At 39.0% G+C, this 12,933-nt stretch carries 9 protein-coding genes; 8 read left to right on the forward strand and 1 reads right to left on the reverse strand.

What is annotated here, in order from left to right; translation table 11 throughout:
* Positions 1-38: 38 nt before the first annotated feature.
* The 8 genes from leuC (at position 39) to yihA (ending at position 12,053) form a co-directional block, all read left to right on the forward strand.
* Entirely contained in the window at positions 39-1,463 is a 1,425-nt protein-coding gene (leuC, locus tag AC4D4A_RS14260) for a 3-isopropylmalate dehydratase large subunit (protein WP_490996510.1), read from the forward strand.
* Position 1,464: 1 nt separating this feature from the next.
* The gene (leuD, locus tag AC4D4A_RS14265) at positions 1,465-2,052 is read left to right on the forward strand and encodes a 3-isopropylmalate dehydratase small subunit (RefSeq protein ID WP_490996511.1); all 588 of its coding nucleotides are present in this window, start codon (positions 1,465-1,467) and stop codon (positions 2,050-2,052) included.
* 132 nt (positions 2,053-2,184) lie between these two features.
* Positions 2,185-3,198 (forward strand): tetratricopeptide repeat protein, encoded by a 1,014-nt coding sequence (locus tag AC4D4A_RS14270; RefSeq protein ID WP_490996512.1) that lies wholly within the window; start codon positions 2,185-2,187, stop codon positions 3,196-3,198.
* Between the two features lie 164 nt (positions 3,199-3,362).
* Entirely contained in the window at positions 3,363-4,652 is a 1,290-nt protein-coding gene (gene tig / locus AC4D4A_RS14275; RefSeq protein ID WP_490996513.1) for a trigger factor, read from the forward strand.
* A 403-nt stretch (positions 4,653-5,055) separates the two neighbouring features.
* Positions 5,056-6,315: an ATP-dependent protease ATP-binding subunit ClpX gene (gene clpX, locus AC4D4A_RS14280; RefSeq protein ID WP_066108651.1), complete on the forward strand. Its 1,260-nt coding sequence runs from the start codon at positions 5,056-5,058 to the stop codon at positions 6,313-6,315.
* 929 nt (positions 6,316-7,244) lie between these two features.
* The gene (gene lonB / locus AC4D4A_RS14285; RefSeq protein WP_490996514.1) at positions 7,245-8,909 is read left to right on the forward strand and encodes an ATP-dependent protease LonB; all 1,665 of its coding nucleotides are present in this window, start codon (positions 7,245-7,247) and stop codon (positions 8,907-8,909) included.
* Between the two features lie 241 nt (positions 8,910-9,150).
* Positions 9,151-11,475 (forward strand): endopeptidase La, encoded by a 2,325-nt coding sequence (gene lon / locus AC4D4A_RS14290; RefSeq protein WP_490996515.1) that lies wholly within the window; start codon positions 9,151-9,153, stop codon positions 11,473-11,475.
* Positions 11,472-12,053, forward strand: a complete 582-nt coding sequence (gene yihA, locus AC4D4A_RS14295; protein WP_066108642.1) for a ribosome biogenesis GTP-binding protein YihA/YsxC — start codon at positions 11,472-11,474, stop codon at positions 12,051-12,053. Before lon ends, yihA begins: the two co-directional genes overlap by 4 nt.
* 591 nt (positions 12,054-12,644) lie before the next feature.
* Here yihA and AC4D4A_RS14300 read toward each other — a convergent pair.
* The gene (locus AC4D4A_RS14300; RefSeq protein ID WP_490996516.1) at positions 12,645-12,833 is read right to left on the reverse strand and encodes a hypothetical protein; all 189 of its coding nucleotides are present in this window, start codon (positions 12,831-12,833) and stop codon (positions 12,645-12,647) included.
* Positions 12,834-12,933 lie beyond the last annotated feature (100 nt).

Here is a 12,933-nt window from a genome sequence, read left to right on the forward strand (position 1 = left end):
AAAATACAAAGATATCAATAAAATGAGGAGGGATCTATGTGGGTAAATCGATCGTGGATAAAATCTGGGAAAATCATATAGTGCACAAGGAGGCTGGGAAACCAGATTTATTATACATCGATCTGCATCTCGTTCATGAAGTGACTTCTCCTCAGGCATTTGAGGGTCTTCGCCTAAAGAAAAGAAAGGTACGCAGACCAGATTTGACCTTTGCAACAATGGATCATAATGTCCCCACCATTAATCGTTTTGTCATAACAGATGAGGTGGCGAAAAGGCAATTGACAGCTCTTGAACGGAATTGCCAGGAATTTGGAGTACCTTTAGCAGGCCTTGATAGTGAAGACCAGGGAATTGTCCATGTGATTGGGCCAGATTTAGGGTTAACTTGGCCGGGAAAAACCATTGTTTGCGGTGACAGCCATACATCTACGCATGGTGCATTTGGTGCACTGGCTTTTGGAATTGGCACGAGTGAAGTGGAGCATGTATTAGCGACGCAAACCATTTGGCAAAACAAACCGAAAACGATGAAAATTGAAATAAACGGTGCACTCCAGAATGGGGTTACTGCCAAGGATGTCATTTTATATATCATCACTCAAAATGGAACGAACTTTGGTAACGGCTATATTTTGGAATATGCAGGCGATGTAGTACGTAATATGTCGATGGAAGAGCGCATGACTATGTGTAATATGTCTATAGAAGGCGGTGCTCGTGCCGGTCTGGTTAGCCCGGATCAAACTACTTTCTCCTATATGAAGGGTCGTAAATATGCTCCTGTACCGGACGAATTCGAGGAATATTGTAAGCGGTGGTCTGAATTGGCCAGTGATGCTGATGCAGATTATGACAAAGTAATCTACATAAATGGAGAGGGAATTTCCCCTATGGTCAGTTGGGGCACCAATCCAGGGATGTGCAGCCCAGTAACCGGGAATATCCCTGTTTCAAATTCAATGAAGCCAGCAGCAGCCAAAACATTACAGCGAGCGCTAGAATACATGGGCCTTAAAGAAGGTCAGGCAATTACAGATATACCGGTTCAGCATGTATTTATTGGTTCCTGCACGAATTCCAGGATAGAAGATTTAAGGGAAGCAGCTGAGATTATCGATGGTAAGAGGGTTGCTGCAGGAGTGAGAGCAATGGTCGTTCCTGGCTCACAGGCTGTTAAAAAGATGGCAGAGGAAGAGGGGTTGGATACGATTTTCAAAGCAGCTGGATTCGAATGGAGAGAAGCGGGCTGCAGCATGTGTTTAAGCATGAATCCAGATGTGGTGCCGGCAGGTGAACATTGCGCATCCACATCAAACCGAAATTTTGAAGGAAGACAGGGCACTGGAGCAAGAACGCATTTAGTATCTCCGCGCATGGCAGCAGCGGCAGCGATTTACGGGAAGTTTGTGGATATCAGAGAAGCAGTGAATCCTATGATTTCTGGAAAAGGAGGTCACTAAAATGGAAAAAATGACAGTTTATACAGGTAAACCCGTCATTCTTGATCGCGATCATGTCGATACAGATCAGATTATACCGAAACAGTTTCTAAAGCGCATTGAGCGTACCGGGTTTGGTAGGTATGTATTTTTTGATTGGCGTTTTCATGCAGATGGAACCGAGCGAGATGATTTTGAACTAAATCAGCCTGAAGCTAAAGGTGCGACCATTTTGCTGGCAGGTGAAAATTTTGGCTGTGGATCTTCTCGTGAACATGCCCCATGGGCACTGGGGGATTATGGGTTTAAAATAATTTTGGCTTCCTCCTTTGCAGATATTTTTCATCAAAACTGTTTGCAAAATGGAATACTGCCCATTACGTTAGAAAAAGAGAGCCTTGCTTCGATCAAGGAATTTATACGTAAAACACCGATGGATTTAACGGTTGATCTACCTAATCAAGAATTGAGAGCACAAGAAAACGTACTTGCTCGATTTGATATCCACCCATATTGGAAGAACATGCTGATTAATGGCTGGGATGAAATTGAACTAACGCTTCAGTATAATGAAGAAATCAATCAATACGAACAAAGAATACTGGCATAGACTACAAGATATATAGTCTATGTTTTTTTGTTTCAGTGCTTATTGCATGAATAACAGAAAGATTTTTTGTTTTTCATGTAAAGGCATGCTAAACTAACGACAATTAATTCAAAAAGATCAAGGCGGTTTGTTATGAAGAACACAAAAAGTGAACGAAAGGATGAAAAGGTAATTCCTTTTCCTAATCTGGCACAATTGCTCCTCAAAAAAGGGATGCAAGCCATGGAGGAGAAAAAATTCAAAAATGCCCGTGAATTTTTTGGCCAGGCATATGAATTAGAACCGGAAGATGAAGATATCAATATCGGATTGGCTCTGTCACTTGTAGAGCTCGGGAATTACCAAGATGCAAAAGCTATAGTGAATAAGATGATGGGAAATGGAATTGGAGAGTATTTTCATGTCATCAATATTTATTTAATGATCCTTCTACAATTAAATGAACATCGTGAGATTATATCCGTAGTTGAAGCGTTATTAGAAGAAAATCAAGTACCTGAAGGCAGAGTTGAATCATTAGAACATCTATTGGCTATGAGTAAACGAATTGTGGAACAGGGCAGCGAGCAGGAATACTCAGACGATTTTCCTGAATTTAAAGTAGAAACCCCTCAAATTCAGGAGGAAGAAATAAAAGATATTTTGGAAACCGGAACGATGCAAGAGCAATTTTTCATGCTATCTTCACTTGCAGGACAAAATATTAGACCGTGGGTAGGACTGCTTTGCCAATATTTAATAGAAGAAAAACATCCATTTTTAAAAACCTTTACTATATCCATATTAAAAGAGCAGGAAGTGGATAAGATTGTAGAGGTGGATAAGTTCGGTCAAACTATTACAGTGAATATAGTAGACTTACCAAATGTTGAAGAAACGCAATTTTTATCTGACATACATAAAACATTACGTGACAGGTTGGAAAATAATAACCCTATCATGTTCGAGCAGGCTATGGAAATGGTCAAAAGGCATAATATCCTGCTTTATCCAATGAATATACCGAATCTCGACGGATGGGCAGAAGGCTATTACCGAATAGTGTCGGAAGCCTATGGAATCGATTTAAAGGAGCCTGATGAAAGGATAAATGTAATTATAGAGGAAATCAGGAATCTAGAGGGGATGACTTTCCCTGTTATTTGAGGGTCCAAGTCTTGAAACGTAGGAAACCTATGTTATAATATAGTGGTTGCAATATGCATTGGTACAGTAAGGCTGTACTGCCTAAGATCAATAAATCTAGTTGCACATAATATCGTGTTAAGAGAAAACGATTATTAGGAAATATATATAGTGGAGGGAAAACCATGTCTGCAAAATGGGAAAAGCTTGAAGGGAACAGCGGAGTATTAACTGTTGAAGTACCGGTTGAAAAAGTAAACGAAGGCTTAGATTCAGCATTCAAAAAAGTGGTTAAACAAGTACAAGTGCCAGGATTCCGTAAAGGAAAAATGCCTCGTGCATTATTTGAAAAGAAATTTGGCGTTGAGTCTCTTTACCAAGACGCATTAGATTTTATTCTTCCAGAAGCATACGCTAATGCAATTGAAGAAACTAAAATCGAGCCAGTTGATCGTCCAGAAATCGATATCGAAAAAATGGAAAAAGGCGAAGCTCTTATTTTCAAAGCAACAGTTACTGTAAAGCCAGAAGTTAAACTTGGCGAATACAAAGGTATTGAAGTAACACAACTTGATACTGAAGTAACTGATGAAGATATCGAAAAAGAAATCAAAACTTTACAAGAGCGTAACGCTGAGCTTGTAATCAAAGAAGAAGGACAAGCTGAGAATGGTGATACTGTAGTTTTAGACTTTGAAGGATTCGTTGATGGCGAAGCATTCGAAGGCGGACAAGCAGATAATTACTCCTTAGAACTTGGTTCAAACTCTTTCATCCCAGGATTTGAAGAGCAATTGGTTGGTCTTGAAGTTGGCGGAGAAAAAGATGTTGAAGTTACTTTCCCAGAAGAATATCATGCTGCAGAACTAGCAGGAAAACCAGCTGTATTCAAAGTGAAAATTCATGAAATCAAAACAAAACAATTACCTGAGTTAGATGATGAATTTGCTAAAGATGTTGATGAAGAAGTAGAAACATTGGAAGCACTTAAAGAAAAAATCAAAACTCGTTTAGTTGAGTCTAAAAAACATCAAGCAGAACACCATGTAAAAGACACTGTTATCGAAAAAGCGGCAGAAACTGCAGAAATCGAAATTCCAGAAGCAATGATCGATACTGAAACAGATCGTATGGTTCAAGAATTCGAACAACGTCTTCAAGCTCAAGGTATGACTCTTGACATGTACTTCCAATTCTCTGGCCAAGACAAAGATGCTCTTAAAGGTCAAATGAAAGAGGAAGCTGAAAAGCGTGTACGCATCAACTTAACTCTTGAAGCAATCGCTAAAGCAGAGAACCTTGAAGTTACTGAAGAAGAAATCAACACTGAAGTACAAGCAATGTCTGAGCAATATGGTTTGACTGCTGAACAAATCATCCAAGCACTTGGCGGAACTGAAAGTGTTAAAGGTGACTTATTAGTAAGAAAAGCAATCGACGTATTAGTTGATAACAGCAAAACAGTAGAAGCTTAATAAACATATTAAATAACAAAACAAGGTGCGATTTTATCGTACCTTGTTTTATACATACTATACATACTATTTGCAGTGTCCAATTTTCGAGAAGATTCGACTTTTTGAATCGAAATATTTTAACACATACATAATTGCTTTTTTCATGAATTAAGTGTAGATTAATTCTAAATAAATAGGATTAAAACTCTTCCATTTTTGATTTCCAGGATTGAAAGGAGTCAAGAATGGATATTATGTACATATACATAAGGAACAACTAATTTGGCAAATGAGTACAGCCTTTTTCTTACCTTAAACGGGGCAATGTATGTTACAATTCTTACATACCCTTCATTTGTTAATCTGATCGTAAAGAATTGCAGATTTCATGATAGAGTTCATAATACCAAGGGGTGAAACTATGTTTAAATTTAATGATGAGAAAGGGCAATTGAAGTGTTCTTTCTGTGGGAAAACTCAAGAACAAGTCCGAAAACTCGTAGCGGGTCCAGGTGTTTATATATGTGATGAGTGTATAGAGTTATGCACTGAAATTGTAGAAGAAGAACTGGGTACTGAAGAAGAAGTTGAGTTAAAAGATATACCAAAACCAATGGAGATCTTAGAAATCCTTGATGAATATGTTATTGGTCAAAAAGGTGCTAAAAAATCCTTGGCAGTAGCCGTTTATAATCACTATAAACGTGTAAATTCTAATAGCAAAATTGAAGATGTAGAATTATCTAAATCCAATATTTGCTTGATTGGGCCTACTGGAAGCGGGAAAACGCTTCTTGCTCAAACTTTAGCTAGATTATTAAATGTACCATTTGCCATTGCTGATGCTACGTCATTAACTGAAGCTGGTTACGTGGGTGAAGATGTTGAAAATATCTTACTCAAGCTAATTCAGGCTGCTGATTACGATGTAGAGAAAGCTGAAAAAGGCATTATATACATTGATGAAATCGATAAAATTGCACGTAAATCTGAAAATCCATCCATTACAAGAGATGTTTCAGGTGAAGGTGTACAGCAGGCATTGCTGAAAATTCTTGAAGGTACTGTGGCAAGTGTTCCGCCACAAGGAGGAAGAAAGCATCCTCATCAAGAATTCATCCAAATTGATACAACGAATATTCTATTCATCTGCGGTGGTGCATTTGATGGAATTGAACCGATTATTAAACGCCGTCTTGGCCAAAAAGTTATCGGGTTTGGATCAGTTAAAGAAGAAGTTGAAGATAAAAACTTGTTAACTAAAGTTCTTCCTGAAGACATGCTTCGTTTTGGATTAATTCCAGAATTTATCGGCCGTTTGCCGGTAATTGCAACACTTGAGCAATTGGATGAGGATACATTAATCCAAATCCTTACTAAGCCTAAAAATGCGCTTGTTAAGCAATTCCAAAAAATGCTCCAGCTTGATGACGTAGAACTCGAATTTGAGGACGGAGCGTTGTTAGAAATTGCGAAAAAAGCAATTGAGCGTAAAACAGGTGCACGTGGACTTCGTTCCATTATTGAGGGAATTATGCTGGATGTCATGTTTGAACTTCCTTCCCGTAATGATATTAAAAAATGTATCATTACAGCTGAAGTGATCTCTAAAGGTGAATCTCCAAAAATAATTCTTGTTGATGGAACAACCGAAACAGTTGAAAAGAAAACATCTGCTTGATAAAGATATAAGTTGTAGAAAAGGCCAATCAAAATCTGATTGGCCTTTTTTGTATTGTTCAATGAAGCGATTAACAGGTGATATATTCTTAAATGGATATATGTTTAGAGAGTTAGAAGAAAACAATAGCGATTATAGGAAGAGCAAAGCTAAGTTTAGTAAGAAATTGACCCGAGTTGAGTAGGAATCCAGCCGATTCAGGGCAAATTCCAGCCAATCGTTAAAGTAAGTGGCCTAACAGGGTTTGATGTATACACATAGAGCTTGAGTCATAAGGATAATAGCCACTATGGGAGGAAAGAACACACTATGCGCGTCCTCTTATGCTTGTCGAAGGCCAACAGGATGTTGGTCATGAAGACATTGCCACACGGTGTGGCGCATTTAGTCTTCTTCCTTAACGTAAGGCCCTTCAGCTTTTTGATGTGATCCAGCTTCGCCTCCTAGCTCCTCGAGACATAAGTGTAGCCTCTACGGGGGAGAACATCCCCTCCGAGCATCTGTCTTATGCTCCTCGCTCCTGCCCAAGGCCCTTCAGCTTTTTAGTATAATCTAGCTTCTACTCCTAGGCCCTCGAGTCATAAGGATAGCCACTGCGGGAGGAAAGAACACCTCCCTGCGTGCCTCTCTCTTATGCTTGTCGGAGGCCAACAGGATGTTGGTCACAAAGACGTTGCCACAGGACGTGGCGTATTTAGTCTTTGTTCCTTAGTTCAGTCGTTTCAGCTTTTTAGTTAATCCAGCTTCAACGGCTAGAAGCTCAGGACATAAGCATGATCTCTTCAGGAGGGAAGAACGCCTCCTTTCGAGCCCCTGTCTTATGCTCCTGGCTTCTGGGCGAGCCGTTTCAGCTTTTTAGTGTTTATTCCTTCCTTTCTAGGGAGATACTAGCTTGTATCTCAACGATGTGATTTCAGGAGGGTGCTTATATGAGTTGGACTGGTGTGGTTATTGTTATCCAGCTGTTTTTTGGAATAGTGATTGGGTTGTATTTTTTAAATTTATTAAAGGGTCAAAGGGTACAAAAGGTTTCAATTGATCGAGAGGCTAAGAAGGAGATGGATCAGCTTCATCGAATGAAGTCTATCTCATTAACTGAGCCGCTTTCCGAAAAGGTGAGGCCAGCACGGTTTGATGATATTATTGGACAGAAAGATGGAATCAAAGCACTAAAGGCAGCACTTTGTGGGCCAAATCCACAGCATGTACTAATTTATGGACCGCCTGGAATTGGGAAAACGGCCGCTGCGAGACTTGTGCTGGAAGAGGCTAAAGCAAATATGAAATCTCCATTTAGGCAAACTGCAACATTTGTAGAATTGGATGCCACAACAGCCAGATTTGATGAGAGAGGAATTGCTGATCCACTTATAGGCTCTGTTCATGACCCAATCTATCAGGGTGCCGGAGCAATGGGCCAGGCAGGTATACCTCAGCCAAAACAGGGGGCAGTTTCAAATGCTCATGGTGGTGTCTTATTTATTGATGAAATTGGGGAATTGCATAATATACAAATGAACAAATTATTGAAGGTATTGGAAGATCGGAAAGTACATTTTGAGAGTGCCTACTATAATGAAGAGAATCCGAATATACCAAAACATATACATGAAATTTTTCAAAATGGATTGCCTGCTGATTTTAGGCTTGTTGGCGCTACAACGCGAACACCTTCTGAAATTCCACCTGCCATTCGTTCCAGATGCATGGAGATTTTTTTTCGTGAATTAAATCAGGAGGAACTGAAGATGGTGGCCAAAAATGCAGTTGAACGGGTGTCCTTAGAGATTAGTGATGAGGCGCTTAATGTCATTGGTAATTTTGCCAGCAATGGACGGGAAGCTGTAAATATGGTTCAGAGTGCCGCTGGTTTAGCCATTACAGAAAATAGAGATTATATTAAAGATGAAGATATTGAATGGATTGTTCAATCCAGCCAAATGTCTCCTAGATATCAAAGCTTTATTGCGAAAGAATCTGCCGTTGGTGTTGTAAATGGTCTGGCTGTAACCGGACCAAGTTCAGGGGCGTTACTTGAGATTGAAGTGACGGTTATTGATGCGGTTGATAAGGGATCAGTTAATATAACTGGAATCGTAGAAGAAGAAAGTATTAATAGTGCTGGAAAATCCATCAGAAGAAAAAGCATGGCTAAGGGATCGATTGAAAATGTGGTGACTGTCCTGAGAACGATTGGCGTTCCAGCTGACAAATTTGATATCCATGTTAATTTTCCGGGCGGTATACCGATTGATGGTCCTTCGGCAGGCGTTGCTATGGCCGTTGGGATTTACTCAGCTATCTATCAAATACCGGTAAAAAATAATGTTGCAATGACAGGAGAAATCAGCATTCATGGGAAGGTTAAGCCGGTTGGCGGTGTGTTTACGAAAGTGACAGCAGCTAAGTTAGCAGGAGCCGATGTAGTTCTGATTCCGGAAGAAAATATTCAAGTCTTGTTAAACCAAGTCGAAAATATTGAAATTAAACCTGTCAGGAACTTAAAGGAAGTATTTCAACTAGTATTCGATCGTACAGCTGCCATTGATACTATTATCGAAAATATGCCACTTTCTGAACGGGAAAGCGGCTGAGGGAACAAAATTAAAAGGCTTGCATAAGAGCGAGCCTTTTTTTTGTCTTACTAATAATGAGAGTGGGAAATTTTGTTACCTTAAAAATTGATTGAAAGGTGTTACATCCACTTAATTTTAGGGAAAACAAGTAACATGGTTTCGTTTATCGTCCCAAATAGACACAAACCAGTAAATACGATAAAATTGGTAAAAGGCCAATGAATAATACATATATTAGCATGTTTTGGAGGTGCAACAAATGGCAAACACTATGGACAAAAACGTTCCCCTCCTGCCGCTTCGCGGATTGCTTGTTTTCCCAACGATGGTTCTCCATCTGGATGTTGGAAGGGAAAAATCTGTTCAGGCGCTAGAGAAAGCGATGGTAGATGACCATTTGATATTTTTAACTACTCAGAAGGAAGCTTCTACAGATGAGCCCAGTGAAGAAGATTTGTATGAAATGGGTACACTCACTAAAGTAAAACAGATGCTTAAACTCCCAAATGGGACAATTCGAGTGTTGGTAGAAGGTTTATCGAGAGCGCAAATGGTTTCCTATGAGGATGATAGTGATTTTCTTACAGCGAAGCTCGAAATTATTGAAGATCCAGTAGAGAAGGATCCTGAAACAGAAGCTTTGATGAGAACTTTATTAAATTACTTTGAACAGTACATAAAAATCTCAAAAAAGGTTACAACAGAAACATATAATTCAACTGTTGATATAGAAGAACCCGGCAGACTGGCTGATATTGTTACATCACATTTGCCGCTTAAGCTGAAGGACAAGCAGGAAATACTTGAGACCATTGATATCAAGGAAAGATTAAACAAAGTAATCAGTTTAATCAATAACGAGAAAGAAGTATTGAATCTCGAAAAGAAAATCGGTCTGCGTGTCAAAAAATCAATGGAACGAACACAAAAGGAATATTATCTTCGCGAACAAATGAAAGCAATTCAAAAAGAGCTCGGTGACAAAGAAGGCAAAGCTGCTGAGATTGCTGAATTTGCTGAGAAGATTAAAGACGCAGGTATGCCGGCTCATGTCATGGAGACTGCACTTAAAGAGCTGGACCGCTATGAAAAGATTCCGGCAACATCTGCAGAGAGTGCGGTCATTCGTAATTATATTGAGTGGCTGATTGCAATTCCATGGTCTAAAGCAACGAAGGACGATCTGAATATTAGAAAAGCTGAGAACATCTTAAACAAAGATCATTATGGTCTTGAAAAGGTGAAGGAGCGCGTACTTGAATATTTGGCTGTTCAGAAGCTTACGAATTCACTAAAAGGACCAATACTATGCCTTGCAGGACCTCCAGGGGTAGGTAAGACTAGTTTGGCGAAATCCATAGCCAAGTCTTTGAACCGTAATTTCGTCCGGGTTTCACTTGGTGGAGTACGAGATGAATCTGAAATACGCGGACATCGCCGTACGTATGTGGGGGCTATGCCTGGCCGTATTATTCAAGGAATGAAAAAAGCAGGAACCATTAATCCGGTTTTCTTATTGGATGAGATTGATAAAATGTCCAATGATTTTCGTGGGGACCCATCTTCAGCTATGCTTGAAGTTCTTGACCCGGAGCAAAACAATAGTTTCAGCGATCATTATATTGAGGAAACCTACGATCTGTCCAATGTAATGTTTATTGCTACAGCCAATGATTTAGCAACAATTCCGGCACCTCTTCGTGATCGGATGGAAATTATTAATCTTTCCGGCTATACGGAAATTGAAAAGCTCCATATTGCTAAAGATCATCTGATGCTAAAACAAATCAAAGCTCACGGATTGACAAGAAGCCAGCTTCAAATGAAGGATGATGCGATTATTAAAATCATCAGGCAATATACAAGAGAAGCTGGAGTTCGTACATTGGAAAGGCAACTGGCAGCTATCTGCCGTAAAGTAGCTAAAATCATTGTCTCGGGCGAAAAGAAAAAAGTCATTGTCAACGAAAAAGTAGTAGCAGAATTTCTGGGTAAACCGTATTTCCGTCATGGTGAAGCAGAGCGTGAAGACCAGGTTGGAGTAGCAACAGGGCTTGCTTATACTACATTTGGCGGTGATACCCTTCAAATTGAAGTTTCTTTATCACCAGGTAAGGGCAAACTTGTGTTGACGGGTAAACTTGGAGATGTCATGAAAGAATCTGCGCAGGCTGCTTTCAGCTATGTTCGTTCCAAGGTTGAAGATTTTGGGATTGACAAGGATTTCTATGAGAAATATGATATTCATATTCATGTTCCTGAAGGAGCCGTTCCAAAAGATGGTCCTTCCGCAGGTATTACTATAGCGACTGCCTTAATTTCAGCGCTTACGGGTAAAGCAATCCGTAAGGAAGTAGGGATGACTGGTGAAATAACTTTGCGTGGTCGTGTATTGCCGATTGGGGGATTAAAGGAAAAATCATTGAGTGCTCATCGGGCAGGACTGAAGAAAATTATATGTCCGATTGATAATGAGAGAGATATTGATGATATTCCTGAAAGTGTTCGTGAAGAATTAGAATTCGTATTTGTATCACAACTTGATGAAGTGCTGCAACATGCATTGGTAGGTGGAGAAAGTTGAAAATTACTCAAGCAGAGATTGTGATGAGTGCTGTTAAACCGGAACAATATCCAACAGATGGTTTTCCGGAGTTCGCTCTTGCTGGACGTTCAAATGTAGGAAAATCTTCTTTTATTAATAAAATGATCAATCGGAAAGGTTTGGCCCGTACTTCATCTAAACCGGGTAAAACACAAACATTGAACTTTTATAAGCTTAATGAGCAATTATTTTTCGTGGATGTACCGGGATATGGATATGCGAAAGTATCCAAGTCCGAACGTGAAGCATGGGGTAAGATGATTGAGACATACATTACAACGCGTGAGCCTTTACGTGCTATGCTCTTAATCATTGATTTGCGCCATAAACCGTCTGTGGACGATGTAATGATGTATGATTTTCTTAAGCATTATGAGATACCTTGTATCATTATTGCAACAAAAGCAGATAAAATTCCAAAAGGTAAATGGCAAAAGCATCTAAAAGTCGTGAAAGACACATTGAATATTATTGAAAGTGACGAAGTGATTTTGTTCTCTTCAGAAACTGGACTTGGAAAAGATACGGCCTGGAACGCTATACAGGCGCGAATATAAAATCGATGTGAAAAGAGCTGCATATTAGTTATGCAGCTCTTTTGATTATGTATAGATAGCCTTTTGAATTCTAATTCAGAAGCTCTGATGAGTATTTTTGGGTAAAGCTCCTAATTCATAAAGGATAGTAGCATCACTATTTTCCCACCAAAGATCAGTAATTTTTCCTTCTCTAAATTTAAATATCATGATACCTGTTTCTTTAATTCGTTGGTTATCCGAAGGAATGTTAAACCAACCACCCATGTGAATTTGTAAGCTGCTCTAAGACTTCAAGATTACCCTTCGTAAAGTATTCATCGAACCATATTCTGGCGACTTCTCTTTTTTGATCAGTAATCACTTTATCTCCCCACACTTGTATAAAATGGTTCGACCCCTTTCTTTTTATTATTCTTCATCCCAAAAGTAATCATTAATGACATGTCAAAGCAATAACGTAATTTTAATAATAAGCTAAGAAGATGATTTATAAAAAGCAAAAGAATTGAGTGGTCTGAAGATGAGAATTGAAGTGTAAACAAATGAAGTAGAATCATAAAATTCAGGAATTTTTTAAGGATGGATTGTTTGCGTAAATCTGTCAAACATCTAATATGTGGATTGCTTGGATTTAATTCTCCATACGAGGGATGCAATTAAAATAAGTAAACCGGCGGTTATTCCGATTATTTGGTCGATTAAAAGCTCACCTGTCCTAAAATAACGGATTGTAAATGTTCCTCCGAAAATAAGAAGTATGCTGATGGAAAATTGAATGAAAAATGTGTTTGTGCTCATTCTCTAACACCTCCTCTGTAAATAAAGCATAATTCATATGTAATTAATTGTAAATAACCTTTGTTGATAGATTGAGAATCTCTATGAAAAGAAAGACAGA

The organism is Pradoshia sp. Z5_111 (assembly GCF_058267535.1).